General features: G+C 41.5%; 31 protein-coding genes. 26 read left to right on the top strand and 5 right to left on the bottom strand.

Translation table 11 applies throughout. The features are described from left to right. Positions 1–95: 95 nt before the first annotated feature. Positions 96–2,315 (bottom strand): TonB-dependent receptor, encoded by a 2,220-nt coding sequence (locus tag Q4574_RS12580; RefSeq protein ID WP_303474594.1) that lies wholly within the window; start codon positions 2,313–2,315, stop codon positions 96–98. A gap of 157 nt (positions 2,316–2,472) precedes the next feature. Between Q4574_RS12580 and Q4574_RS12575 the strand changes: the two genes are divergently transcribed. Further along, entirely contained in the window at positions 2,473–3,138 is a 666-nt protein-coding gene (locus Q4574_RS12575) for a YecA family protein (protein WP_368411642.1), read from the top strand. Position 3,139: 1 nt separating this feature from the next. Here Q4574_RS12575 and Q4574_RS12570 read toward each other — a convergent pair whose 3' ends face one another. The 3 genes from Q4574_RS12570 to Q4574_RS12560 form a co-directional block, all read right to left on the bottom strand. After that, a complete protein-coding gene (locus tag Q4574_RS12570) occupies positions 3,140–3,736 on the bottom strand; it encodes a tetratricopeptide repeat protein (RefSeq protein WP_303474592.1) in 597 nt (198 codons plus the stop codon). A gap of 211 nt (positions 3,737–3,947) precedes the next feature. Further along, positions 3,948–4,184 carry a TIGR02647 family protein gene (locus tag Q4574_RS12565; protein ID WP_303474487.1) on the bottom strand — a complete coding sequence of 79 codons (237 nt, stop codon included), beginning with the start codon at positions 4,182–4,184 and terminating at the stop codon, positions 3,948–3,950. A 52-nt stretch (positions 4,185–4,236) separates the two neighbouring features. Beyond that, complete coding sequence (locus Q4574_RS12560; RefSeq protein WP_303474486.1) at positions 4,237–4,746, bottom strand: hypothetical protein; 510 nt, start codon at positions 4,744–4,746, stop codon at positions 4,237–4,239. 159 nt (positions 4,747–4,905) lie between these two features. On the opposite strand from Q4574_RS12560, the gene ubiD reads away from it, so the two are divergent. From ubiD to rplQ, 25 genes are all read left to right on the top strand, one after another. Continuing rightward, a complete protein-coding gene (ubiD, locus tag Q4574_RS12555) occupies positions 4,906–6,384 on the top strand; it encodes a 4-hydroxy-3-polyprenylbenzoate decarboxylase (protein WP_303474485.1) in 1,479 nt (492 codons plus the stop codon). 22 nt (positions 6,385–6,406) lie between these two features. Next, positions 6,407–7,105 carry an NAD(P)H-flavin reductase gene (gene fre, locus Q4574_RS12550; RefSeq protein ID WP_303474484.1) on the top strand — a complete coding sequence of 233 codons (699 nt, stop codon included), beginning with the start codon at positions 6,407–6,409 and terminating at the stop codon, positions 7,103–7,105. A 160-nt stretch (positions 7,106–7,265) separates the two neighbouring features. Then, positions 7,266–9,017, top strand: coding sequence for an NAD(P)/FAD-dependent oxidoreductase (locus tag Q4574_RS12545; RefSeq protein WP_303474483.1), 1,752 nt, complete (start codon positions 7,266–7,268; stop codon positions 9,015–9,017). Positions 9,018–9,247: 230 nt separating this feature from the next. Then, positions 9,248–9,766 carry a PEP-CTERM sorting domain-containing protein gene (locus tag Q4574_RS12540; protein WP_303474482.1) on the top strand — a complete coding sequence of 173 codons (519 nt, stop codon included), beginning with the start codon at positions 9,248–9,250 and terminating at the stop codon, positions 9,764–9,766. 220 nt (positions 9,767–9,986) lie between these two features. Further along, the gene (rnr, locus tag Q4574_RS12535; protein WP_303474481.1) at positions 9,987–12,401 is read left to right on the top strand and encodes a ribonuclease R; all 2,415 of its coding nucleotides are present in this window, start codon (positions 9,987–9,989) and stop codon (positions 12,399–12,401) included. A gap of 2 nt (positions 12,402–12,403) precedes the next feature. Beyond that, a complete protein-coding gene (gene rlmB / locus Q4574_RS12530) occupies positions 12,404–13,144 on the top strand; it encodes a 23S rRNA (guanosine(2251)-2'-O)-methyltransferase RlmB (RefSeq protein ID WP_303474480.1) in 741 nt (246 codons plus the stop codon). A gap of 307 nt (positions 13,145–13,451) precedes the next feature. Then, entirely contained in the window at positions 13,452–15,092 is a 1,641-nt protein-coding gene (locus Q4574_RS12525) for an AMP-binding protein (RefSeq protein WP_303474479.1), read from the top strand. A gap of 283 nt (positions 15,093–15,375) precedes the next feature. Continuing rightward, the gene (locus Q4574_RS12520; protein ID WP_303474478.1) at positions 15,376–16,746 is read left to right on the top strand and encodes a DUF4397 domain-containing protein; all 1,371 of its coding nucleotides are present in this window, start codon (positions 15,376–15,378) and stop codon (positions 16,744–16,746) included. A 297-nt stretch (positions 16,747–17,043) separates the two neighbouring features. Further along, positions 17,044–17,412 carry a 50S ribosomal protein L14 gene (gene rplN, locus Q4574_RS12515; protein WP_008846203.1) on the top strand — a complete coding sequence of 123 codons (369 nt, stop codon included), beginning with the start codon at positions 17,044–17,046 and terminating at the stop codon, positions 17,410–17,412. A 12-nt stretch (positions 17,413–17,424) separates the two neighbouring features. Next, the gene (gene rplX, locus Q4574_RS12510) at positions 17,425–17,739 is read left to right on the top strand and encodes a 50S ribosomal protein L24 (RefSeq protein ID WP_008846202.1); all 315 of its coding nucleotides are present in this window, start codon (positions 17,425–17,427) and stop codon (positions 17,737–17,739) included. Positions 17,740–17,755: 16 nt separating this feature from the next. Further along, positions 17,756–18,295, top strand: coding sequence for a 50S ribosomal protein L5 (gene rplE / locus Q4574_RS12505; protein WP_216049649.1), 540 nt, complete (start codon positions 17,756–17,758; stop codon positions 18,293–18,295). An 11-nt stretch (positions 18,296–18,306) separates the two neighbouring features. Continuing rightward, the gene (rpsN, locus tag Q4574_RS12500) at positions 18,307–18,612 is read left to right on the top strand and encodes a 30S ribosomal protein S14 (RefSeq protein WP_216049650.1); all 306 of its coding nucleotides are present in this window, start codon (positions 18,307–18,309) and stop codon (positions 18,610–18,612) included. Between the two features lie 12 nt (positions 18,613–18,624). Then, a complete protein-coding gene (rpsH, locus tag Q4574_RS12495) occupies positions 18,625–19,017 on the top strand; it encodes a 30S ribosomal protein S8 (protein ID WP_303474477.1) in 393 nt (130 codons plus the stop codon). A 13-nt stretch (positions 19,018–19,030) separates the two neighbouring features. Beyond that, positions 19,031–19,564 (top strand): 50S ribosomal protein L6, encoded by a 534-nt coding sequence (gene rplF / locus Q4574_RS12490; RefSeq protein WP_303474476.1) that lies wholly within the window; start codon positions 19,031–19,033, stop codon positions 19,562–19,564. 12 nt (positions 19,565–19,576) lie between these two features. Then, positions 19,577–19,930 (top strand): 50S ribosomal protein L18, encoded by a 354-nt coding sequence (gene rplR, locus Q4574_RS12485; RefSeq protein WP_303474475.1) that lies wholly within the window; start codon positions 19,577–19,579, stop codon positions 19,928–19,930. A 9-nt stretch (positions 19,931–19,939) separates the two neighbouring features. Continuing rightward, positions 19,940–20,443 carry a 30S ribosomal protein S5 gene (rpsE, locus tag Q4574_RS12480; protein ID WP_216049654.1) on the top strand — a complete coding sequence of 168 codons (504 nt, stop codon included), beginning with the start codon at positions 19,940–19,942 and terminating at the stop codon, positions 20,441–20,443. Between the two features lie 6 nt (positions 20,444–20,449). Then, entirely contained in the window at positions 20,450–20,632 is a 183-nt protein-coding gene (rpmD, locus tag Q4574_RS12475; protein ID WP_008846195.1) for a 50S ribosomal protein L30, read from the top strand. A gap of 3 nt (positions 20,633–20,635) precedes the next feature. Next, the gene (gene rplO, locus Q4574_RS12470) at positions 20,636–21,070 is read left to right on the top strand and encodes a 50S ribosomal protein L15 (RefSeq protein ID WP_303474474.1); all 435 of its coding nucleotides are present in this window, start codon (positions 20,636–20,638) and stop codon (positions 21,068–21,070) included. 5 nt (positions 21,071–21,075) lie between these two features. Continuing rightward, positions 21,076–22,395 (top strand): preprotein translocase subunit SecY, encoded by a 1,320-nt coding sequence (gene secY, locus Q4574_RS12465; RefSeq protein WP_303474473.1) that lies wholly within the window; start codon positions 21,076–21,078, stop codon positions 22,393–22,395. 24 nt (positions 22,396–22,419) lie between these two features. Next, a complete protein-coding gene (gene rpmJ / locus Q4574_RS12460) occupies positions 22,420–22,536 on the top strand; it encodes a 50S ribosomal protein L36 (protein ID WP_216049658.1) in 117 nt (38 codons plus the stop codon). Between the two features lie 132 nt (positions 22,537–22,668). After that, on the top strand, positions 22,669–23,025 hold the full coding sequence (gene rpsM / locus Q4574_RS12455) for a 30S ribosomal protein S13 (protein WP_008846192.1): 357 nt from the start codon (positions 22,669–22,671) through the stop codon (positions 23,023–23,025). A 12-nt stretch (positions 23,026–23,037) separates the two neighbouring features. After that, complete coding sequence (gene rpsK, locus Q4574_RS12450; protein WP_216049659.1) at positions 23,038–23,430, top strand: 30S ribosomal protein S11; 393 nt, start codon at positions 23,038–23,040, stop codon at positions 23,428–23,430. A gap of 24 nt (positions 23,431–23,454) precedes the next feature. Then, positions 23,455–24,075 (top strand): 30S ribosomal protein S4, encoded by a 621-nt coding sequence (gene rpsD, locus Q4574_RS12445; RefSeq protein WP_303474472.1) that lies wholly within the window; start codon positions 23,455–23,457, stop codon positions 24,073–24,075. A gap of 22 nt (positions 24,076–24,097) precedes the next feature. Next, the gene (rpoA, locus tag Q4574_RS12440) at positions 24,098–25,087 is read left to right on the top strand and encodes a DNA-directed RNA polymerase subunit alpha (protein ID WP_303474471.1); all 990 of its coding nucleotides are present in this window, start codon (positions 24,098–24,100) and stop codon (positions 25,085–25,087) included. A 42-nt stretch (positions 25,088–25,129) separates the two neighbouring features. Next, on the top strand, positions 25,130–25,531 hold the full coding sequence (gene rplQ / locus Q4574_RS12435) for a 50S ribosomal protein L17 (RefSeq protein WP_303474470.1): 402 nt from the start codon (positions 25,130–25,132) through the stop codon (positions 25,529–25,531). Between the two features lie 89 nt (positions 25,532–25,620). Here rplQ and Q4574_RS12430 read toward each other — a convergent pair whose 3' ends face one another. Further along, entirely contained in the window at positions 25,621–26,382 is a 762-nt protein-coding gene (locus Q4574_RS12430; RefSeq protein WP_303474469.1) for a hypothetical protein, read from the bottom strand. Positions 26,383–26,892 lie beyond the last annotated feature (510 nt).

The raw sequence follows: 26,892 nt of genomic DNA, 5'->3' as shown, positions 1-26,892 counted from the left end.
GTAAGTGGGAAATGACAGTGTACATAACTAGCTACCTAGCCCCCTGACCTTACATCACCATTGTGATGCGAGGCCCGGGGTAGGTATTTTTATGATTAGAAGTGTAGTCTTGCTCCAAGGACAACAGAGCGACCCGGTAAAGGTGCTACGTCTTTAATAAACGAGGCATGAACTCGAGCCTCTTTATCAAGTAAGTTGTTACCTCTTACAAACAGTACTAATTCATTGTCAGCAACATCTGTGTAGTAATTAAACGCAGCATTGACCAAGGTGTAACCTGCTGTTTCGGTTTCATAGTCAGCAATATCCGTTTGTTTTGCGTTGTAAGTGGCACCAACTTCAGCATGCCAATAATCACTGTCGAAATGTAAGCCAAAGCCAATTCTAGCCGGTGGAATGCGAGGTAAGTTTTCTCCTGTAGTCAATTCAGCTTTAGTAATATCTGCAAAAGTTTCTAAGCGAATCTGTTCAGTGAAATGCCAGTCTATTTCGGCCTCGAAACCATAGATATCCGCGTCTTGTTGACGGAATAAATAGATTGCTAGCTCCTCGTCTTCATGATCATGCTCTTCGTCGAGTTCCTCTTCTTCCCCTTCGCTATGAATATGACCATCTTCGTAGGTAAACCCAGTATTTTCTTGGAACAAGTAGTCATCGATTTGATTGTAGAAAATACTAAAAGTCGCTTCTACGCTTTCGCCTGAAAAGTGATAGGTGAGATCGAGATTATTCGATACTTCTTTTTCAGGCTCTTGTAGATTCTGGACAATATGATATTCCCCGGCTTCATCACTGGATTCAATATCAAACCCTGCACCAAGTTCATATGTGCCTGTGGCGATATGCAAACCGTTTGAATAGATTTCAGCGGATGAAGGCGCTCTTTCCGAACGGGCATAATTAAACGACAGCGTTGCGTTGTCTTGTATGCTCCAAACTACCCCTGCTGATAAACTTAACGCTGAATAGCTTTGATCATCGAAGAAAATCTCTTCGTCGTGTTCATCTTCATCGTGGTCTTCATCAGCATGGTCGTCTTCTATAGATTCAAAAAAGCTGTTATCCACAGAAATATCACTCTTTTCATAGCGGAAACCCATTTGAAATAACAGGTCATCTACCTGTTTTTCTTCAAGCACGAATAAGGCGAAGGCGTCACTTTCTGATGCAGGGGTAAAGGCTTCTTCACCTAGGGCAGAGAAATCACTGTTTGTGTAATTTAATCCAATTACACCTTCCCAACCATTAATACTGCGATGTTTACCCCACAAACGAGACTCTATGGATTCATTACTAAATGTAGTGCCGATAGCGCCGTCTTCAATTTCACTATGGCTGTAGTCAGTGTATGCACTGCGAAATTTAACTTCGCTAAAAAATCCATCCAAATCGTGGAAATCAACTAAAAATTGATAACGATCTTGTTCTAAGCTAGCGAATACCTCTTCTTCTTCATGCTCTTCTTCGTCATGATCTTCATCATGCTCATCTTCTTCATGTTCATGAGAATGCCCTGGGACGCCATAATCGCTGTCTAATTGACCAAACGAAAATGCTACATTAGCATTGTCTGAAGCCCAGCCTAAACCAGCAGTAAAACCGTTTGCGTCGATAAAAGAGTTATCTAATTTTCCACTGTCTTCGGTACCGTCAATGTCTGCAGAGCCTGGAATTGAATAATCTTCAGTTTCTCTATCAAACGCATCAAAATGCCACATAATAGTGTCATTTCCACCATCAACGTTGACATTAAATAAATCTTCACTCGATACTGAGTCGTGTAGGTAACTCACTTTACCTTCGATTTCGTCCCGTCTTTGGACTGGCAATCGATTATCTACAATATTGACAACACCGCCAATGGCGCCACTGCCGTACAATAGTGTCGCTGGTCCACGCAGCACTTCTATTTGAGTTGCGTTAGCAGCTTCTGTTGACACCGCATGATCTGGGCCTACTCTTGAGGCATCTGAGGCATCCAGACTATTTTGTAATATCTTGACTCTTGGACCATCAAGTCCTCTAATAATAGGACTACTCGAAACTGGGCCGAAATAAGTGCTATGCACACCTGGCACGTTTTTTAGGGTTTCACCTAAAGTTGGGGCAATTCTCGATTCCAAATTTTCACCCGCAATAATTGAAACTGGCGTGGTGGATTCAAGGATTGTCGGATTAAGTGGGTGAGATGTAATCACTAATTTTTCGATTTCTTGCTCGTCTTTTTGAATCGGTTTGGTTTGTGCCGCTACGCCTGTAGAGACACCCAAAGCGATAACGGTGGCAATGGCAAGTTTGGAATAATGGTGCGAAATCAAGATGATCCCCTTGTTGAGTATGGATGTTAACGCAATGTTATACTGTATCAATTGATATATTATAACGTCAGTGGAGGCTTTTTTGTCAATGGTTTTTTCAGTAAACTTCAAGATTATCCGAGTTGATGATTTTGTGTGCTAATAGGAATGAGTATTGCCTTTCGTGAAACCTGAAGCTTTACAACAGCTTGAAAAAATTTGTAGGCAATATCCAAGGCTATTGCACAGATCACATTATTTGGCTGGGTTAGTCTTTGCTGTTAGTGCTGCACCCGAGATCCCCATGCCTGATGTTTGGCTCGGTTGGGCATTTAAACAACGAGGCGCAGGAATTTCAGAGTCAGAAATAGATCATATTGCCGAGGTGTTAATGGGGGTATTGCAACATGAGTTGGCAAACATGCGTGAAAATCTCATTGAATATCCTGAAAAGGGAAAGCCTTTACCTGATGATTTAAATCAAGATATTGCCGTGAGCCAGTGGCTTCAGGGTTTATTAACTGGACACAGTCATTTGGAATCTGTTTGGCAGAGTTGTTGGCAACAAGTAGAAAATCAGCAACCCGATAAGGTGCAAGGCTTTCAACGGGACTTAAAACATTGTTTATTAATGTTTAGTTCCTTTGCCAATATCCCTATGGCACTTGAGCAAGCGAAAAAAGTGAACAACCTTAAACTTCTCGACAATCTACCAAAAATTTACGCATCTTTACCAACAGCGTTGAAAACCTACGTGGATTTGTCTGGTCAACTTGCTAAGTTTTTGCCCCATCAGTTTGAAACCTTTAGTCAGCCTAACTCCGCACCATCAAATGAATAATCTAGCTATCCAACGGGCGCTTTGCTTTGCGGACGGCTTTAGGGTGCATTAACTTTTCTAAATCATGCATGCAATTTGCTATCTTTGAATGGGTCTTTTTGTCATTGGTGACGGCGTTGTATAACCAGTGATATACGTCTTCATAATCGTATGGACTGCCATATCCATCGATAAATAAATCGGCCAGTTGAATCTGAGCCTTAAGATTGCCAAGCGCCGATGCTTCTCGTAAGTAAACAACCGCCCGCTGTTTGTCTTCTTGCACTAGCCTGCCCATGGAATAGTATCTGCCTAATTGTTCTAAAGCCGCAGGTAGACCTTGATCAGCAGCTTCCTGCATGTAACTTATGCCCCTTGTTGGCTCAGCATCTACACAAACACCCCAAGCCAACATATCTCCCCACAAAAATTGAAAAGAAGGTATTTTTAAGGTTTCAGCACGAGCTTCAATATCCTGCACAAGTTGACATCTGTCCAATACCACCCGGTCTAAATGTTCATTGCGATTGATCAACTCAATTAGTTCATCTTGACTATAAAGTTCAACCGCTTTGATTGGCTCAGCACTGTGTGAATGAAATGACAGTAACGTCAACATTGAAATAAAAGAAGTCAATTTATACAGGCGCATATCGAAGGTTCCGTAGAGTCAAAAAATAACCAGCTATGATGATTGTATCGACATTTTCACAAAATACTAAATATAAAACCTAATTTGTCAGCAACTCAAAGGGCAAGAGGCTTCAATCTGTAGATGCTGCCAAAGACAACAGTCGATTCAACCGTTGTCAGTGTCAGTGATATAAATTTTACCTAGATGTTAAAGCAGACTGAATGACTTGGGCATGTTCAGCTAAGTCGTGTCCCAAATCAGTTAGGTAGCCACCATCAGGCTGACTAACGACACCTTTATCAAATAACCTTTTTGCTGCATCAACCATAGATTGTTCGGCATCATGGTGAATTTTTAATCCTTGCATAAGGCTTTTGTTGGGGAATTTTAATATGAGGTTTAGTTCTTCGGTAAGTTCGTTGTTGAAAGGCATAATTTACTCTTCTATTTATGTTAACTAACTTGCGTTAATTGATTGCAATTAACTATTTTTTTCGTTTTACATATTTTCCATCAAACAAAGTTGACCATGTCTCACCATTATCTTGGCTTGACTGCCAATGCTGACGCACGATTTTGTCGGTTTCATCCGTTCTAGGCGTCCATGTGATTTTATGCATTATTTTTTCTCCTTTAGATGTTTGTCCTTCACCTGTTAATATCATTGAGTGTCCGTCAAATTTACCCTTCAATAGCAGCAGTAAACCTTGATTATCTACCCAAGTTTGGTGCCATTGCTGTTCTTGAGTATCGTAAATATTGATGCTTTGACCTTGATAGCCCGAAGGCGTTTGGTATTCCTCCTTTAAGCTACAGCCATCTAGTAACTGAGTGATTTTATTAACGCCAACAATTTTGCCTTGCGTGGAATATACGTCCCACGTGCCTAGCCAGAAATCAAACTGCCGGTGAACGTCTTTCCTACAGGCAGCTGAAGAGCAAAAACTCAGCAAGGTGAAAATGAATAATAGGCAGCGTTTAATTTTTATTCCCATAGGGTTTGTTCAATGACTGATCACCTAGTCTTAGGTTATCCTTGAATTCAAAAAATTACAAAATTTTAACAATTTATTTTGCAACTAAATTCCCACTTCTCTCGTATAACGCCTTCCACAGGTTTATACTTACAGGCACTGAAGAGATAGCGGTTCAAGATGAAATACAAAGACTTACGAGATTTTATTGCACAGTTAGAAAGTAAAGGTGAACTCAAGCGTGTGACGCAAGAAGTGGATACCGACTTGGAAATGACTGAAATTGCTGACAGAACATTGCGTGCTGGCGGCCCGGCTATTTTATTTGAAAACCCAAAAGGACATTCAATTCCTGTTTTAGCAAATCTTTTCGGCACTCCAGAACGTGTCGCATTGGGTATGGGACAAGAAAGTGTGACCGCTCTGCGGGAAGTGGGTAAGTTACTGGCATACTTAAAAGAGCCTGATCCCCCTAAAGGGTTAAAAGATCTTTGGGAAAAGCTGCCGGTATTTAAACAAGTGTTGAATATGCCCGCCAAAGAAGTACGCAAAGGGGTTTGTCAGCAAGTTGTGATAAGCGGCGATGATGTTGATTTGTCGACGCTTCCCATTCAGCGCTGTTGGCCAGGCGACGTTGCTCCCTTAATTACATGGGGCTTAACGGTTACCCGCGGTCCGAACAAAAAACGACAGAACTTAGGGATTTATCGCCAACAGGTAATTGCTAAAAATAAAGTCATAATGCGTTGGTTGTCTCACCGCGGTGGAGCTCTAGATTTTAGAGAGTTTTGTCAGCAAAACCCGGGTGAAAATTATCCAGTTTCTGTGGCCCTTGGTGCTGATCCTGCAACCATACTTGGCGCTGTTACGCCGGTTCCTGATAGTCTGTCGGAATATGCTTTTGCGGGCTTATTACGTGGAGATAAAACTGAAGTTGTTAAATCCATCAGCAATGATCTGCAAGTCCCCGCCAATGCGGAAATTGTCTTAGAAGGTTACATTGCGCCTGGTGAAACCGCCCCCGAGGGGCCTTATGGAGACCATACTGGCTACTACAACGAAGTGGATGAGTTTCCAGTTTTTACTATCACCCATATCACTCATCGGAAAGATCCCATTTATCATTCCACCTATACTGGCAGACCACCTGATGAACCGGCAATTTTGGGTGTCGCTTTAAATGAAGTCTTTGTCCCCATCTTGCAAAAGCAATTTCCTGAAATCGTGGATTTTTATCTTCCGCCAGAGGGCTGTAGTTATCGATTAGCGGTAGTGACCATGAAAAAACAATATCCTGGCCATGCTAAACGCGTAATGATGGGAGTCTGGTCGTTTTTACGTCAGTTTATGTATACCAAATTTGTGATTGTTTGTGATGATGACGTCAATGCCAGAGATTGGAACGATGTTATTTGGGCCATTACAACCCGTATGGATCCCGCACGAGATACCACCTTAATTGAAAACACGCCCATCGATTACTTAGATTTTGCCTCGCCTGTTTCTGGCCTTGGTTCCAAAATGGGAATGGATGCCACCAACAAAATGCCTGGTGAAACGGACCGAGAGTGGGGCGAGCCAATTGAAATGGATCCCGCAGTTAAGTCCTATGTGGATGAAATTTGGGATAGCTTAGGGCTGTCACCTAAACCTGAATAATATAAGAGAAGTTAGCGTTTTTATGTCATCAATATGTTGTAAAGTAGAATCAATTGAACCCTTAACCGATATTGTTAGCCGAGTAAAATTGGCAGCTTTAAGTCCAATATCCTTCAAAGCTGGACAATACGTCAAAGTTATTATGGGAGAAAACGACTCACGCCCATTCTCTATTGCTAATGCTCCCGATGGTAGCAATCAAATCGAGTTACATATCGGAGCCGGCGCTGGTAACGATTATGCTGGGCAAGTTCTAGAAAAAATGAACACCCACGGAGAAATTGACATCGAAGGTGGTCATGGTGAAGCCTTTTTTCGCGATACAGATATTAAACCTACTATTTTGTTAGCGGGTGGAACGGGGTTTTCCTATACCTACTCAATTCTTCAACAAAGATTAAAAATAGCTGATGACCAACCCGTTTTTTTATACTGGGGCACCCAAAAATTAGCTGATATGTATGAATACGAGGTGCTAATTGAGCTCGAAAAAGAGCATAAGCATTTTCGATTTATTCCGGTAGTCGATGCGCCCGATGAACAATGGCAAGGTAAGTCAGGATGGGTACATCAAGCGATTCTAACTGACATTGTAAGTCTGGAGCCTTATCAGGTTTACGTTGCTGGTCGATTTGAGATGGCAGGTGTTGCCCGTGATGATTTCCAAAAACAAGGTTTATTGTTGGAAAATCTTTACGGAGATGCTTACCAGTTTATTTAATGACAAAACGTCAAGGTAAAAATTGTAAGCTAATCATCAGTCTATAAAAGCCGCTTAATTGATTTAAGCGGTTTTTTATATTCATCAGCTCAAAACAGTAACTTGTTTATCAATCTATTTCCCCATAGACTCGAGTGTAAAAAATAATCAAGGAATATCAATGCTCGACGTTATCATCATCGGTGGCGGGCCTGCTGGGAGTACAGTTGCGTCGCTATTAAAGAAATATAATCCTGATCTCACTGTCAGCATATATGAAAGAGCAATTTTCCCCAGAGACCATGTTGGAGAAAGTCAGTTACCTTCAATTGGCCCAATACTAGAGGAAATGGGGGTTTGGGATAAAATAGAGGCAGCCAAGTTCCCTATAAAAATAGGTGCCTCTTATACTTGGGGGAGAAATAACGAAAGATGGGACTTCGATTTTTATCCAATTGAGGATTGGAAAGACAATCAACGGCCCGAAAAATATGAAGGACAGCGAAAATATACTGCATTTCAAGTTGATAGGGCAATTTACGACAACATTTTATTACGCCATAGCGAAGAAAAAGGTGTAGAGGTTCATGAAAATCAAGGCGTTAAACAAGTACTCCGGGATGGAGATAAAATAACGGGGCTACAACTAGCTGATGATTCTATTGTAAGAGCAAAGTACTATGTTGATGCGACTGGCGTTACAGGGTTATTTAGAAAGACTTTTAGTATCGAAAACTGGTCGCCTCAAGAATTAAAAAATATTGCAGTATGGAATTATTGGACTAACGCCGATTGGGCCGTTGAGATTGGTAAAGGCGCTACACGAGTACAAGTTAGAAGTTTGCCCTATGGCTGGATCTGGTTTATTCCACTTGGAGAAACGCGTACCTCTGTTGGTCTAATTTGCCCAGCTGAATATGTGAAACAAAATGGCAAGTCTGCTAAACAACTCTATCAAACTGCAATTCAGGAACAAAAAGAGATTGCGAGTTTACTAAAAAATGCGACGCCTGAAGGGGACGTTAGTCTTACCAAGGATTGGTCCCACTTATTAGAACAACTAGTTGGTGATAACTGGTTTGTATGTGGTGAAGCTGCGGGGTTTGCTGACCCAATATTAGCTGCGGGTATGAGTTTAGCACACAGTTCCGCAAGAGAAGTTGCGTATACGATTTTAGCCATTGAAAAAAAATCACATGACCAGCAATGGTTAAAAGATAGATACGAAGAGAAAACTCGAAACAATATCCAACAACACATTAAGTTTGCTCAATATTGGTATGCTGCTAATGGCTGTTTTACAGATTTACAACAAAATTGTTCTGCCATAGCCAAAGAAGCTGGATTGCAGTTATCACCTGAAAAAGCATGGCAATGGCTTAGTCAAGGGGGCTTCACTACCGAACAATTGGGTTTGGCAACGTTTGGCTCTTTTGATATATCTTCTGCACGTCAATTAATTAGTAAGTTCGACAAAAGCGAACGTGTTAGTCAGATGAAAATTTCAGGTTTTAATAAGTTTAAGCTTAATACTCGCGGTGCTAAGCCGTTTTTTTTGGGACATTTGGAGAATGGTGAAATTACACAGGTACCCTGCTTAAAAAGGGGACAACAAGTTCTTCCTGATATTGGCTATTACCAAACTATGACTCAGTTGCTAAAACAAACTTCTGACATTCATATAATTTTGGCTAACTTAAAAAGCAAAATTGCAAATGAAGTGCACCCAGCTAAGCAAAATCTAACATTTAGTGCATGCATTCAAGCTTTAGAAGCAATGGCGCAACAAAATTGGGTTGAATGTAAAGTGAATAAAAAGAAGCCACTGATAAATATTGGCGCTGCAGAATCTCGACATATTAGATCAAGTGCCCAGGCTGATAAAGCAATCGAAAAATCTGAAAATGGTCACATAATAAAATCAAATATATAAATTTTAACAGTGTTTAAGTTGTGACTCATTGTAATAGTGATTTATTAATATGGGTAAATTATTTCCGTCAACTTTTTTTACGTAATTATTTTTAATCTAATAAGATTAATAAGTATCACTCTGATAAATATAATATTTATTTTGAGGCTCGATTTTTGCTTGCTCATTAATTGCGCAATAGTATTTATGAAATTGACTTTCGGCACTGACTGTTTAAAAAGGGAAATAAAATGAAAAAAATATTCACACGAGCGTTTGTTCCAATGTTGTTATTAACCGCGGGATCATATGCTCACACTGCAAGTGCTGGTATTATTGATCTAAGCGGAAAAGACTCAGATGGTACCCCAAACACATTTATTTATAATGAATCTCAAACAGGTTCTCTTGATTCCATTTCTTTCGATTTAAATGTTGAGCATTTTGGTGGTTCTTGGGGAGCTGAAACTCGTATCTCACTTACTCATGAATCGGGATTTGACATTGAATTTGAAGGCGACACTGATTTTGGTTGGGGAACTACCGCAGGCCTTTACAATTTTGTAGGTGATTTTGCTATCGCCGGCGGTCCTGCTAACGCGTCTGGAGTTTGGACGGTTAGCTTGTATGATTCTTTTGACGATACAGGTGTTGATTCTACCTTCGGTGCAGGCTCAACGGTGACATTAAATATAACCGATGTTCCAGAACCTGGAATTATAGGAATTTTAGGACTTGGTTTATTTGCAATGCGCAGGCGATTTACGTAAACCTAAATTGTTCAGGGAAAACTGGAGTACTCGCTCCAGTTTTAGTTTCTAAATTAAGTTTTACTATTGATATATTGTGGCATTTTAAATTTGCACTAATTCTGAAAAACGCTTTAAATCATCTCCCGCTTAAGTATATTGAACTAGTCTTAGTATAATTTATCTTCAATTTATTAAAAAAAGCTTAGTTTCGTAACAATCAATGGCTATAATGCCGAGCATGAATATAAAAAATAAACAAAATTTAGAAAAAAACGATCCTCATTTCCTGCGTGAAAAAGACAAATATGAAAACCCTGTAGCAAGTAGAGAATATTTGCTGCAGGTCATGGTAGAGCAAAAAACTCCCCTTACATTTTTAGAAATTTGCCAGTTAGTCAAAGCCTCCGACGAAGATAGCCGCATAGGTGTTCAACGGCGCTTAAGAGCCATGGAGCGCGAAGGTCAAATAGTCTTCAATCGTCAGAAAAAATATGGCGTGGCCGATAAAATGGAACTCATTAAAGGCCGGGTAATAGGCCACCGAGACGGTTTTGGCTTCCTTAAACGCGATGATGGCGAAAAAGATTTATTTATCCATCAAGCGCAAATGCAAGCGCTACTTCATGATGATGTAGTGTTAGTCAAAGAAAGTGGCACTGATAATCGTGGCCGCAGAGAAGCGAGAATTGCACGAATCATTGAGCCGCGCTCAGAGCCCATTGTGGGACGATATTTTGTTGAGCATGGCGTCAGCATGGTGATCCCCGACGATAGCCGGATCAATCATGAAATTATGATCCCAGCTGAGCATGTTAATGGTGCTCGCCAGGGAAACGTTGTTGTAGTGGAAGTCATACAGCGTCCTCGTAAACGCGTTAGTCCTATTGGCAAGATACTCGAAGTACTTGGCGAGCATATGGCTCCAGGTATGGAAATCGAAATGGCATTACGCACATTTGATATTCCCCATGACTGGCCGAAAGCGGTAAGCAGACAAGTTGCCAGCTTAAAAGAACAGGTACCGGAAGATGCGAAACAAAATCGCATTGACTTGCGTCAATTACCGCTGGTTACTATCGATGGTGAAGATGCCCGTGACTTTGATGATGCGGTATTTTGTGAACCTTTAGATAATGGCGGTTGGCAACTTTGGGTCGCTATTGCAGATGTCAGTTATTACGTGAAAACCGGTACAGCTTTGGATGATGAAGCGCAACAGCGCGGTAACTCCGTCTATTTCCCTGAGCAAGTTGTACCTATGTTGCCAGAGGTGTTGAGTAACGGCTTATGTTCTTTAAACCCTGAAGTTGACCGCTTGTGTATGGTGTGTGAAATGACTATCAGTGCCCAAGGAAAGCTTCAAGATTATCAATTTTACGAAGGGGTGATGAATTCCAAAGCTCGCCTTACGTATACCAAAGTGGGGGCTATTTTAGACGGCGACCCAGAATTACATAAACGCTACGCTGAGCATGTCCCTCATTTACGCAATTTACACGATATGTATCGCGTGCTGAAAAAAGCACGCAATAAACGTGGGGCGATTGAGTTTGAGACCCAAGAAAGTAAATTTGTGTTTAATGCCCAGCGAAAAATAGATCATATTGTTCCAGTTGTGCGCAATGATGCCCATAAGCTAATTGAAGAATGTATGATTTTGGCGAATGTATCAGCGGCGCAATTTTTAGAAAAGAATAAAGCACCCGCATTGTACCGTATTCACGATGAACCCAATGAAGACCGTTTGACTTCTTTTACGTCTTACTTGAAAGAAGTAGGAATTGAACATCGCATCGGTAAAGACGCAAAACCCGAAGATTTCACCAATTTAGTTGGTAAAATTGAGGGACGTCCAGATCAAGAGCTAATACAAACCATGTTGTTGCGCTCCATGAAACAAGCCGTATATGACAATGACAACATAGGTCACTTTGGTTTGGCACTAGAAGCCTATGCTCACTTTACGTCGCCCATTCGACGCTACCCAGATTTAGTTGTTCATCGGGCAATAAAGGCCGTGTTGGACAAACAAGCTGGCCGCAAAAGCAAAACGGGGGGCAAATCCTATAGTGAAGAAGAAGTTGATGCTTTGGGTGAGCAATGTTCAATGACTGAACGTCGAGCTGATGATGCCACAAGAGATGTTGCGGATTGGCTAAAATGTGAATTTATGTTGGATCATGTGGGTGATCTTTTTGAAGGCGTAATTGCGTCTGTCACTGGTTTCGGCTTTTTTGTGCGTCTTAGTGAGTTTCATATCGACGGGCTTGTTCATATTTCATCGTTAGAAAATGATTATTATCACTTTGATGAAGTGAAGCAGTGTTTAGTGGGGGAAGCGTCCGGAAAACGCTATCGTTTAGGTGACCCCCTTAAAGTTAAAGTGGCAGCCGTTAATCTAGATGAACGAAAAATTGATTTTATCTTAGATGAGCCTAAGGGCCGAGGTGCTAGAAAAGGCGCAGCAAAGAAACCAAGAAAAACCGCCGATAAAGCTCAACCAAAAGGGCAAGGCAATAAACCGAACCAAGAAAGTGCTTCTTCAACCGGCAGGACTCAAAATAGCGCTGGAAAAGCCAAGGGTAAGGGCGCAGAAAAATCAACGACTAAGGCACCAAGGTCCAAACGTCGTTCAGCAAAGAGGAATAAGTAGGCATGGCTCAGCAAGAGTGGTTATATGGGATCCACGCATTAGAAGCAGTTATTCAGCGGGAACCTGAAAGACTCATTGAGTTATATGTGCTCAAAGGACGAGAAGATGATCGTCTGTTTAATATCATCAATCAAGCTCGACGATTTGGCATTGCAGTGCAATTCTGTCAACGTAAAGCGTTAGATGACAAAGTCAATGGCGAACAACATCAAGGCGTTGTTGCACGGGCTAAACCTGGCAAGCAGTATAGTGAAAATGACCTCATGTCTATTGTTGAGGAAAATGACAAACCCTTTTTACTTATCCTTGATGGGGTGACTGACCCTCACAACTTAGGTGCATGTTTACGTACAGCAGAAGCGGCTGGTGTTCATGCCCTTGTGGTGCCTAAAGATAAGTCTGCAGCCTTAACACCCACAGTACGCAAAGTGGCCAGTGGCGCTGCCGATGTGATTCCTTTGGTGCAAGTAACAAACCTGGCAAGAACACTAAGAGAACTTCAGAAAGCAGGGGTATGGATTGTTGGTACCGCTGGCGAAGCTAAGCAAAGTCTCTATGAATGCACTTTTACTGGACCTACTGCACTTGTGATGGGCGCAGAAGGTAAAGGAATGCGCAGATTGACTCGTGAACATTGTGATGAACTAATTAAGCTGCCAATGGCCGGCACTGTCACTAGTTTAAATGTTTCAGTAGCAACGGGTGTTTGTTTGTTTGAAATCGTGCGTCAAAGAATGTCGTAACAAATCTATTCTGGGTTTATTCGCTTCCGCTAACCCTCTGTTAGCAGCGAATAAACTCGACTATCGGCATACTAATATCGCTCTCTCTGTAGTGTAATTCCCTTTTTTATCCCCTATATTTAACTTCAAAACTTAAACGAATAGTTTTCTATCAGCAAAAGTGATTATTGATTTATCGAAAATATAGTTCATTCAACCCCAAGCAGTGTTCTAATAGTGTTATCTTTTTGTTAATTTAAAGGTTAGGCGCATATTTTCATTGATTGATAACGCCGTTCAGTCTAACCGGAAAGAATTAGGTATCCAAATGACCATGAAAACTCCCTTAGAATCATTTTACGAAAAAGTAAAATCCCACCCAAATAAAATCTATTTAACTCAGCCTCATAACGGCGAAGTAACAGATTATAGTTGGCAACAAGTTGATCAGGAAGTGCGTCGAGTTGCCCAGGGCTTAACCAACTTAGGGTTACCTAAGGGCAGCCATATTGGTCTGATTTCGAAAAATTGTGCTGAGTGGTTTATAACGGATTTAGCCATTATGATGGCGGGGCACGTGTCTGTACCTATATTCCCAACGGCTGGCGCTGATACTATATCTTATGTGTTAGATCACGCAAAATGTGCTGTTGTTTTCGTGGGCAAATTGGAACATCCAGCTCAGCAAATCGCTGCCATCCCTGATACTGTTAAAAGTATTGCTTTTCCTCATGTTAAGGGGATGTGTGATATGGATTGGGAGGCCTTTAAAACCGACGAAGGATTTAAGGGAAGCCCTGTACCTAATATAAATGATGTCATGACTATTATTTATACATCAGGGAGTACGGGAAACCCTAAAGGTGTAGTGCAGACCTATGAATCTGTTAGTTGGACAGCACAATCGTCGTTAACAGCATTAACGGTCAACGAACAAGACAGAATTTTAAGTTATTTACCCCTTGCTCATATTACTGAGAGAATATTAGTGGAAATGGCCAGTTTGTACTCGGGCCTACACATTTATTTTATCGAATCTTTAGATACGTTTAAGACCGACATTCAACGTTGTCAGCCTACCTTATTTATATCCGTGCCTCGACTCTGGACGCGCTTCCAAATGGGGGTGTTAGCACAAATGCCTCAGAAAAAACTTGAGCGACTTTTACGTATCCCAATTATTAAAGGAATAGTTGCCAAAAAAATCCGTAAAGGATTAGGATTAGATAATGCCCGTCTTTGTGCCAGCGGTTCGGCTCCCATACCTCCAGCGACTATCCACTGGTTTAATCGCATTGGCGTAGAAATTTCTGAAGGATGGGGGATGACCGAGAACTGTGCTTACGGTACCAGCAGTGTGCCTTTCCGGGCAGATAAAATAGGTTGTATCGGAAAGGCTTATGAGGGGGTTGATATTCGAATTGCGGAGGATGGCGAGATTCAAGTAAAAGGTCCTTGTAATATGAAGGAGTACTATCTAGAAGGGGAGAAAACGGCAGAAGTCTTTACTGAGGATGGCTATTTACGTACTGGCGACAAAGGTGAATTAGATAACGAAGGATATATTCGTATTACTGGGCGGTTAAAAGACATCTTTAAAACGGCTAAGGGCAAATATGTCACTCCAGCGCCAATCGAGTCTCTTATTATGGAAAATGAAATAGTTGAACAAGTTTGCGTAACAGGCAGCGAACTAAAGCAACCTATCGCACTGTTAATTGTGTCTGAATTAGCCAGACAACATAGTAATGAAAAAGTAATTGAGTCTTTAGAGAAAACAATTGAAAACGTCAATGCCAAATTGGAAAGTCATCAAGTGTTAGATAGGTTAGTAGTACTGGGTGACGATTGGACAGTAGAAAACGACCTTTTAACGCCAACTTTAAAAATAAAACGCCATGTTTTAGAGAAAAAGTACGAAGATGTGATTAATGCACCTTACAAAGAAAAGGTGGTTTGGTTATCATAGGGAGATATTTCCATCTCAATTAATCAGATTTGGATATAAACTACTTACAAAATGGTAGGCAGTAAAAGGCAGTGCTCATTTGAAGTAGGGGCGGTTAAGTTAGATAGTGCTAATTTTTTTATTGGTATTTCTAAGGGTAATGCCCATTGTTTATAACGATGTTGACGGGTTTTTTTAAAAGTTTATGCAAAGGTTTGAACTTTTATTTAGTGTATGAATCCTAACTTCGGTATAGAATCCTCTGCAATTAGATTTTGCGCTTGTTTTTAAGGAAAGTGTTTTAATGCGAAGTAAAGTTAGTTTTGCCCTGATGGGTGTGTTTTTGGCCTCAGGGTTAACAGCCTGCAGCAGCTCGGATGATAATGATACAGAATTCAGTTCTTCTGGTTATATTCAATTCTATAATGGTTCAGCAAATAGTGCATTAACCACTATGCGAGGCACTGAAGAAACACAAGTTTTAGCATCTTCTTCTTACGGTGATGTTACCAGTATGATCCAGACAAACACCGGGTTTACTGAAATAGAGTTTTACCGTACAGATTCAGACGACCAAGAAGTGATTTTGGAAACCCGTGAGATTGATTTACCAGATGGTCAAAAAACCTTGGTAATGCTTACTGGTGATTTCGAATCCCCAACCTTCAATGAGTACCGGTTTGATCGTGAAGAGTTAGATGATCATTTTCGCCTTTTCGGGATTTCAGTAGTCACCGATCAAAGTAGCTATGACTTGTACATGAGTGATTCTGGTTCACCTTTTAGTGAAGCGAACTTGTTATCTACCATAAACTACGAAAGCTTAGATGAAATGGAGTTTTGGGCACCGGATGACGATGATGAAAATTTCGACGAAGGTAGCTATACGATTTATCTAACTGAACCGGGTTCAACAGATGTCATTTTTGAATCAAATACAGTTTCTTTCCAGTTCGCCAGTGAATATGTGCTTGTAATTCGCAGTAGTAGCGGAGCAATTCAAGATGGTATTGAAGTTGACTTAGTGCTTAACTCATCTACGGTATCAAACCTTGATGACGTTAATGCCAGTGCTCAGTACCGTCTATACAATAGTCTTGATGACGGCGCGGTTGAATTTACCTTAGAAGGTAATGAAGATACTGATCCTTCAGAAGTAAGTGCAAACGAGAAAACTGATTTTAATGAAATAGAATTCGGCGATTATCGTTTGTCAGCAGAATTAACTTCAGACAGCAGCGTAAGCTTTAACAATCGCTTAGTAACGTTAAACCAAGGTGAAAGTAAGGCTATCATTGTATATCAGGATGCTGATGAGAATCTTACATCATTATCTTTTGATGAAAGTAGCCAACCACAGGTTTACGATAAAGAAGTCGTAGCGGCTAACTTAGTGTCTGATTTCATCGACGTTGATTTATATTTTGTGCGTAAAGATGAGACCATTGAGTCTGCTGAGTATTTAATCTCTAGTATCGATTTTGGTGAATCAAAATCGGTGACCTTGCCAAGTGATTTTTATGAACTGGTAGCGGTATTCGATGACAATGAAGATACTCAAATTTTGTTGGATAGAACTGAACTACTTGGTTTAAATGAAGAAGCAAATTACATTATTACCATTGAAGAGTCCGCAGACTCACCAACGGGTTATAAGATTTCACTTCTTTATTAATCGATAAATCTTAAATTATTAAAATCGGCTCATTAGAGCCGATTTTTTATTCTCGCAATTGATTTCCTGCCACTTTATCTTCGCTGTAAACCAAAATTGACTGAATATTATTTATTCTATAATTATTTTCAAATTGCGCTATCGCAACGCTTTATTTTCTGTTATAGTTTCGCGCCCTTTTTATAGGGGTATGTATAAATTTTCTGCAAGCAAAAAAGCCAATTGGTCTAAGTTTGTAAGAATTTTTGTAGCTTTAACGGCCCGTGAGGGTCTTAATTTAAACAGCGGAGCACTAACATGATCCAAATGCAAACTAACCTGGATGTTGCCGACAACTCCGGCGCTCGCAGGGTTCAGTGTATTAAGGTTCTTGGTGGCTCGCATCGCCGTTATGCACATATCGGTGACATCATCAAAGTTACTGTCAAGGAAGCAATTCCTCGTGGCAAAGTAAAAAAAGGTGACGTTCTGAATGCAGTGGTGGTGCGTACTAGGAAAGGCGTTCGTCGAGCAGATGGTTCTACTATCCGTTTTGATAATAATGCAGCTGTTTTGCTTAATGCAAACAAGCAACCTATTGGTACGCGTATCTTTGGCCCGGTCACACGTGAGCTTCGTGGAGATTCTTTCATGAAGATCATTTCATTGGCCCCAGAGGTACTATAAGGAGTCACGATAATGGCTAGAAAAATTCGTCGTGATGATGAAGTAGTCGTATTAGCAGGCAAAGACAAAGGAAAACAAGGCAAAGTCCTTAAAGTACTAGCGTCTGAAGACAAGCTAATAATAGAAGGTGTGAATTTGGTGAAAAAACACCAGAAGCCTAATCCTCAATTGAATGTCCCTGGTGGCATCGTTGAAAAGGAAGCAGCAATTCACGTATCAAATGTAGCGGTTGTTAACCCAGCGACGGGTAAAGCAGATCGCGTTGGTTTCCGTTTTGAAGATGAGAAGAAAGTTCGTTTCTTCAAATCTAACGGCGAACTAGTTTAATTAATTGGAGAGTACGATGGCGAAACTGCATGATTTCTATAAAGAAACAGTAGTGGGAGAACTTGCGAAGCAGTTCAACTACAAAAGCGTCATGCAAGTCCCTCGGATCGAAAAAATCACCTTAAACATGGGTTTAGGTGAAGCGATAGCGGACAAGAAAGTTTTGGAAAACGCGCAGGCTGATATGGCTGCGATTGCTGGACAAAAACCAATTGTTACTGTTGCTCGTAAGTCTGTAGCGGGTTTTAAAATCCGTGAAGGTTATCCGATTGGCTGTAAAGTAACCTTACGTGGTGAACGTATGTGGGAATTCTTGGAACGTTTGATTTCAATTGCAATTCCTCGTATCCGTGACTTCCGTGGCTTGAATGCAAAATCATTCGATGGCCGTGGTAATTACAGCATGGGTGTGCGTGAGCAAATTATCTTCCCTGAGATCGACTTTGATAAAGTTGATAAAATTCGCGGTATGGATATTACTATCACTACTAGCGCAAACTCAGACGATGAAGCAAAAGCGCTTTTAACCGCTTTTAACTTCCCGTTTAGAAAATAAGGTGTAGGGTTATGGCAAAAGAATCAATGAAAGCGCGCGAAGTAAAACGCGCCAAGCTAGCAGCAAAGTACGGTACTAAACGTGCAGAGCTAAAAGCGATTATCAGCGATGTTAACGTTACTGATGAAGAACGTTGGGATGCTGTTCTTAAGCTACAACAACTTCCACGTGACTCTAGTTTATCACGCAAGCAAAACCGCTGCCGTGTAACTGGTCGTCCACATGGGTTCCTACGCAAATTTGGTCTTAGCCGTATAAAGTTGCGTGAAGCAGCTATGCGCGGTGAAGTCCCTGGCCTTAAAAAAGCCAGCTGGTAAGGAGTAGCCAATATGAGCATGCAAGATCCTATCGCGGATATGTTTACCCGCATTCGTAACGGCCAATTAGCAAGCAAAGTAACAGTTGCTATGCCTTCTTCTAAACTTCGCGTTTCTATCGCTAAAGTTTTAAAAGATGAAGGTTATATCACTGACTTCGCTGTTTCTGGTGACGTTAAGCCTGTAATTGAAGTAGCACTTAAATACTTCGAAGGCAAAAAAGTAATTGAGAGCATTGAACGAGTCAGCCGTCCAGGTCTGCGCATCTATAAGAAAAAAGATGAGCTTCCTAAAGTGATGGGTGGTTTGGGCATTGCTATCGTGTCTACCTCAAAAGGTGTGATGACTGACCGTGCAGCGCGTAAAGCTGGCATGGGCGGTGAGATCATCGGTTATGTAGCGTAACGGGAGATAGAATATGTCACGTATAGCAAAAGCTCCTGTCGATATTAAAGCTGGTGTAGAAGTAACTATCGCTGGTCAAAATGTCACAGTAAAAGGAAAAAACGGTACTTTGGACCGTGTATTCAACGAAGCAGTTGAAGTCGTACAAGAAGAAAACCAATTGAAAGCATTACCTCGTGAAGGTTTTGCTGGTAATTGGGCTCAAGCTGGTACTGCTCGCTCTATTTTGAATGCAATGGTTGCAGGTGTATCTGAAGGGTTCGAAAAGAAATTACAACTTAATGGTGTTGGTTACCGTGCTCAAGCACAAGGTAGCAAATTAAACCTTACGTTGGGCTTCTCTCACCCAGTAGTTTATGAAATGCCTGCTGGTATTTCAGTTGAAACACCTACCCAAACTGAAATCGTCGTTAAAGGCGCTGATAAGCAAGTGGTAGGTCAGGTTGCAGCTAATATTCGTGCTTACCGTCCACCAGAGCCTTACAAAGGCAAAGGTGTTCGTTATGCTGATGAAGTTGTGCGTCGTAAAGAAGCTAAGAAAAAGTAGGTAGGTGATACGATGGATAAGAAATCAGCTCGCTTGCGCCGCGCTACCCGCGCTCGCAAAAAAATCAGTGAACTGGCCGCGCATCGCTTGGTTATTAACCGCACACCTCGCCACATATACGCGCAGTTAATCGCGCCAAGTGGCTCAGAAGTGTTAGCGGCGGCTTCTACTGTAGAATCAGAACTTCGTAATTCCCTTAAGTCTACGGGAAATTCAGAAGCAGCTGCTGCAGTAGGTAAAGCGATTGCAGAACGTGCTATAGAAAAAGGCATCAAAGAAATTGCTTTTGACCGTAGTGGTTTCAAATATCACGGTCGAGTTAAAGCATTAGCTGACGCTGCTCGTGAAGCAGGCCTTCAGTTCTAGGAGTTAATTATGGCTAAAGTAGAAGTTCAACAACAGGGTGACCTGTTAGAAAAGTTGATCGCTGTAAACCGTGTATCAAAAGTTGTTAAAGGTGGTCGTATCTTTAGCTTTACTGCTTTGACAGTAGTTGGTGACGGAAATGGTCGTGTTGGCTTTGGTTACGGTAAGGCACGTGAAGTACCTGCTGCAATCCAAAAAGCAATGGAAAAGGCGCGTCGCAATCTTGTGAACGTAGACCTTAACGGCAACACATTACAGCATCCAATTAAAGGACGTCACTCAGGCTCCAAGGTTTACATGCAACCAGCATCAGAAGGTACTGGTATTATTGCCGGTGGTGCAATGCGTGCAGTTCTTGAAGTTGCAGGTGTACAAAACGTACTTTCAAAATGCTACGGCTCAACAAACCCAATCAACGTTGTTCGTGCAACAATCAATGCTTTAGTAGAGATGAACTCTCCTGAAGGAATTGCTGCTAAACGTGGATTGCCTGTTGACGAAATTTTGGGGTAATTGAACATGGCTAAGATGATTAAAGTAAAGCAAACTAAAAGCTCTATTGGTCGTCTACCTAAACACAGAGCTACATTGACTGGTTTAGGTTTGCGTCGCATCGGGCATGTTCGTGAGTTGGAAGACACCCCAGCCGTTCGTGGCATGATCAACCGTGTATATTACATGGTTGAAGTAGTGGAGGAGTAAGATATGAAATTAAATACTATTGCTCCTGCACCTGGAGCTAAAAATTCTGGTAAGCGCGTAGGTCGCGGTATCGGTTCAGGTCTTGGTAAAACTGGTGGCCGTGGTCACAAAGGTCAAAAGAGTCGCTCAGGCGGTTCTGTTAAGCCTGGTTTTGAAGGCGGACAAATGCCAATTCAACGCCGTCTACCTAAGTTCGGTTTCACTTCTCGTGTTTCTTTCGTCTCTGACCAAGTTACATTGAGTGAAATTGCTAAAGTAGAAGGTGATGAGGTTTCACTAGAGACTTTGAAAGCAGCAGGTCTTGTTAAAAAAGAAATGCTAAACGTCAAAGTAATGAAAAGTGGCGAAATCTCTCGCGCAGTTACTGTAAAAGGTTTAAAGGTATCTAAAGGCGCACTTGAAGCAATTCAAGCCGCTGGCGGTAAAGTAGAGGAATAAGCTAGATGGCAAAACCAGGACAGGATTCAAGCGCTAAAGGCGGCTTGAGCGAGCTTAAATCAAGATTGTTGTTCGTACTAGGTGCGATCATTGTATTTAGACTCGGTTCATACGTACCTATTCCTGGTATTGATGCCAATGTGTTAGCTCAATTATTTGAGCAGCAAAAGGGCACTATCGTGGAAATGTTTAATATGTTTTCAGGTGGTGCACTTGAGCGCGCATCGGTTCTTGCCCTAGGTATAATGCCATATATTTCGGCATCAATTATTATGCAGTTGCTGACAGTTGTGCATCCGCCAATGATTGAGTTGAAAAAAGAAGGTGAAGCTGGACGTCGTAAAATAAGTCAATACACTCGTTACTTTACGTTGGTGTTGGCCACGTTCCAAGCAATTGGGATTGCGACTAATCTTCCGAACCTGATATCAGGTTTGGTGATTGCTCCTGGCTTCGGTTTTTACTTTACTGCGGTAGTGAGTTTGGTTACTGGTACCATGTTTTTGATGTGGTTAGGTGAGCAAATTACCGAAAGAGGTATCGGCAACGGTATCTCCATTTTGATCTTTTCTGGTATTGTTGCCGGTCTGCCTACAGCGATTGGTCAGACTGCGGAGCAAGCCAGACAGGGTGACATAAATGTACTATTGTTATTGCTAATTGGCGTAATCATTGTTGCCATTACATATTTTGTTGTGTTTGTAGAGCGCGGTCAACGACGTATTGTTGTAAACTACGCGAAGAAACAGCAAGGCCGTAAGGTATTTGCAGCACAAAGTACACATTTACCACTTAAGGTAAATATGGCTGGTGTTATTCCTCCAATCTTTGCTTCTAGTATTATTTTGTTCCCTGGAACTATCGCAAGTTGGTTCGGTCAAAATGAGTCATTCTCCTGGTTACAGGATGTGGCTTTAATGTTGTCCCCTGGGCAACCTTTGTACGTGATGTTATACGCTGCGGCGATTATCTTTTTCTGTTTCTTCTATACAGCGTTGGTGTTTAACCCTCGTGAAACAGCAGATAATTTGAAGAAGTCTGGTGCTTTTGTACCTGGTATTCGCCCTGGTGAGCAAACGTCTCGCTACATCGATAAAGTAATGACACGCCTTACTTTGGCAGGCGCACTTTACATAACCTTTATTTGTTTGGTGCCTGAGTTCATGTTGATCGCTTGGAACGTTCAGTTCTATTTCGGCGGCACATCACTACTTATTATTGTAGTGGTAATCATGGATTTCATGGCGCAGGTGCAGACTCATTTGATGTCACATCAATATGAATCTGTTCTTAAGAAAGCGAATCTTAAAGGCTACGGTCGTTAAGATAAGCGTTTACGGAGTGGTGATATGAAAGTTCGTGCATCCGTTAAAAAGATTTGCCGTAGCTGCAAAGTCGTAAAGCGCAATGGCGTTGTACGTATAATTTGTAGTTCTGACCCTAAGCATAAGCAAAGGCAAGGTTAATCGAAATGTGGTATTTGGGTGAAATCGGTCATACTACCGACTCACCCAAGCTTAATTTGCAATTTGGTCATCGGGTAAGTATCCTATCGGGCTTTTTAGGCTGATGACAATAATTTAAGAGGAGTGCTGTTAATGGCCCGTATCGCTGGCATTAACATCCCTGAACACAAGCACGCTGTGATTGCTATCCAATCAATCTATGGCGTAGGCGCGACACGTGCGAAAAGCATTTGTGAAGCTGCTGGTGTTACAGAGTCAACCAAGATTAAAGATCTTGATGAAACAACGATTGACAAGCTTCGTGACGAAGTCGCGAAATTCATGGTAGAAGGTGATCTTCGCCGTGAAGTGTCAATGAACATCAAACGTTTGATGGACCTAGGTTGCTTCCGTGGTATACGCCACCGTCGTAGCTTACCTCTACGTGGTCAGCGCACTAAAACAAATGCGCGTACCCGTAAAGGTCCTCGTAAGCCAATTAAAAAGTAAGCGAGGTTAGTTATGGCTAAAGCACCTACAAAGAGCACGCGTAAGCGCGCAAAACGTCAAGTTGCAGACGGTATGGCTCATATCCATGCGTCTTTCAACAACACAATAGTGACAATTACTGACCGTCAAGGTAACGCCTTGTCTTGGGCAACGTCAGGTGGTTCAGGTTTCCGTGGTTCACGTAAATCTACCCCTTTTGCTGCACAGGTTGCTGCTGAGCGCGCAGGTATTGCTGCTCAGGATTACGGTTTGAAAAACTTAGAAGTATTCGTTAAAGGTCCAGGTCCAGGTCGTGAATCTGCTATCCGTGCTTTGAATGCAACTGGTTATAAAATCACTAATATTACCGATGTGACACCTATTCCTCACAACGGTTGTCGTCCACCGAAAAAACGTCGCGTTTAATCGACGGACAGTTGGAGAAAGATCATGGCTAGATATTTGGGTCCAAAACTCAAACTTAGTCGTCGCGAAGGAACAGATTTGTTCCTTAAAAGTGGCGTTCGAGCAATTGACTCGAAATGTAAGATAGATACTGCCCCAGGTCAGCATGGAGCCCGTCGTGGCCGTTTGTCTGATTACGGTGTGCAGTTACGTGAAAAGCAAAAAGTACGTCGTATGTATGGCGTATTGGAAAAGCAGTTCCGTAACTACTATAAAGAAGCAGCGCGTTTAAAAGGCAACACAGGTGAAAACTTGCTTCAGCTTTTAGAACAGCGTCTTGACAATGTTGTTTACCGTATGGGATTTGCTAGTACACGTGCTGAAGCTCGTCAGCTAGTAAGTCATAAAGCTATTATGGTTAACGGTAAGGTTGTTAATATACCTTCTTTTAACGTTTCTGCTGAAGACGTTGTTTCCGTTCGTGAAAAATCTAAAAAGCAAGCACGTATTGTTGCTGCATTAGAATTGGCGGACCAACGTGAAAAACCAACTTGGATTGAAGTAGACAGCAAAAAAATGGAAGGCGTTTTCAAACGTATTCCAGAAAGAACTGATTTGTCTGCTGAAATTAACGAACAGTTGATCGTCGAACTTTACTCTAAGTAAAGCATAATCAAGAGAGGAAACAATGCCGGGTTCTGTAACTGAATTCCTAAAACCAAGGTTAGTGGAAATAGAAAACTTATCACCAACACGCGCTAAAGTGACACTTGAGCCATTAGAGCGTGGTTTTGGTCATACTCTTGGTAACGCGCTTCGTCGCATCCTTTTGTCATCGATGCCTGGTTGCGCCGTGACAGAAGTAGAGATTGATGGTGTATTACATGAGTACAGCACTAAAGAGGGTGTTCAAGAAGATGTCATCGAAATTTTGCTTAACCTTAAAGGTTTGGCTGTTAAAATCGAAGGCAAAACTGAAGCTACTCTTACTTTAGTCAAGTCTGGTGCAGGCCCTGTTACTGCTGGTGATATTCAGCATGATGGAGATGTAGAGATCTTTAATCCTGACCACGTTATTTGTACGCTTACCGGCGATGCCGAGTTAAACATGCGTATCAAAGTCGAAATGGGTCGTGGATATGTTCCTGCGTCAACTCGCCGTTCCTCTGAAGAAGATGATCGACCTATCGGTCGTTTGTTAGTTGATGCTTCTTACAGTCCAGTAGAACGTATTGCTTATAATGTTGAATCTGCTCGTGTTGAACAACGCACAGATTTGGATAAATTAATTATTGATATGGAAACCAATGGAACTTTGGATCCGGAAGAAGCGATTCGTCGTTCAGCTACTATTCTAGCTGAGCAATTAGACGCATTCGTTGAACTTCGCGATATTTCAGAGCCTGTTGCTAAAGAAGAGAAGCCGGAATTTGATCCTATTCTTCTTCGTCCAGTTGATGATTTAGAGCTTACTGTACGTTCAGCTAATTGTTTGAAAGCTGAAGCTATCCAGTACATTGGTGACCTGGTGCAACGCACTGAAGTTGAGCTGTTGAAAACGCCTAACTTAGGTAAGAAATCTCTTACCGAGATTAAAGACGTGTTGGCATCTCGTGGTCTTTCTTTGGGAATGCGCCTTGAAAACTGGCCCCCAGAGAGTATCGCAGAAAAAGATTAATCAGGTCGCAAGATAAACTGATTTGTAAAGAAGGATAGAGCTATGCGCCATCGTAACAGTGGTCGTCAGTTAAATCGTAACAGCAGTCATCGTCAAGCAATGTTTAAAAACATGGCTGGCTCATTAGTTAAGCACGAAGTTATTAAAACAACGTTGCCTAAGGCTAAAGAACTGCGTCGCGTAATCGAGCCTCTTATCACACTTGCTAAGCAAGACAGTGTAGCTAATCGTCGTTTGGCGATGGCACGTACTGGTGATAAAGAAGTTGTTGGTAAATTATTCAGTGAACTTGGTCCGCGCTATGAAGCTCGCCCAGGCGGATATCTTCGCATTTTAAAATGTGGTTTCCGTTCAGGTGACAACGCGCCTATGGCCTTCGTTGAACTAGTTGACCGTCCAGTTATTGAAGAAGTTGAAGAAGCTGAAGTAGTAACTGAGGAGTAATCACTCCAAACCCATTAAAAAAGCCGAGCTAATGCTCGGCTTTTTTGTAGCTATTGCCTGCTAAATACTCAGACTATTTATCCTTGGTACTATTGTTTTTTAATGAAGGCCAACTGCTCTTCCGTAGCGCCGGCATTTTTCGCATATTTTAATAAGTCTTCAGCTGGGACCCCAGCATTCATTGCGGTAACTAAAATCCGCCTTACACTCTCTTGCTCTTCGGCCGATTCTCGTAAAGCGGTAGTAACGACCTGTTCGGCTTCATCTGGGAAAGACGCTAGTAAAGCATCGACAACATACTCTCCCACAAACGGCATTGCTGAAACCGCTGTTTTAATAATTTCTACCATTTCATTTGGGTGTGACCGAGACAGCGTTTGAACAATATTGTCTGCAGAGTCGGGTTCAGTTTCTACTGCTATTCTGACAATCTCGTCCATTTCATCCGGAGTTGAGAAAGCCGCTGCTCTTACAATAAAGTCAACATAGCTTGGTTCTGCATTAATTGCTGTCTCTACAATACTAGAGCAACTACTAATCCCCTTTTCAATGGCTAGTGATACTACCTCACCGGTTAAAGCCGGTTCAGCAGAAATTGCGGCATGGATAATTTCTTTATACTTTTCTGGATATAAATCAAGAGCAGTACTAACTACTCCAATGGCTTCTCTGGGATAATTTCCTACAATACTCTTTATCGCTCGGCCGATAGACATCGACTGATCAACATGTTTCTTTACAAAGTCCGCGGTTAAGCGATTATTATTGTCATCTACGACAGTTGTTGGAATTGCGTATGCGTGTGTAGTCAAAACACCCAAAATTAATGCAATTGGGGTAATACTTTTCATAATAAACACCTACTTAGACTTACTAATCTAGTTTACGACAACAGAAATCACCTAGAGTTTAAAAATAACAACAATTTGTTTTAAATAATACACAAATCAGTTTTTGTTCGATAAATAATCTTAATTTAAAAATATTAAATTAATTTTAATATTATTTGGTAATTAAGCTTGACCTTAGTTAATAAATCACTACAATGCGCTCAGCTTTTGCAGGACATCAATAGTTTGGCTAACCAACCTTAAGATAAACTGAAAAGCAGAAAAAAAGATTAAATAATTTAGAAAATAAATTGTTGACATCAAATAACGGAAGTGTAGAATACGCCTCCCGCTTGAGAGAGACCTAACGGACTCACTAAGCAGACAAGATTTACAGGTAACTGCCAAAGGGCAGTGACCTAGTGTAAAAACCTTCGGGTACAACACTAAACGTTCTTTAACAATTTGCAACAAGACAATCTGTGTGGGCACTCATTATAAGAGTGCTTACCAAAAAAAGTTCATATTTCG

It is taken from the genome of Aliiglaciecola sp. 3_MG-2023 (assembly GCF_030548205.1).
In the GTDB taxonomy this organism is placed as follows: domain Bacteria; phylum Pseudomonadota; class Gammaproteobacteria; order Enterobacterales; family Alteromonadaceae; genus Aliiglaciecola.
Note: the sequence above shows the minus strand (reverse complement) of the source record. Positions and strands in the feature narration are given on the sequence as shown.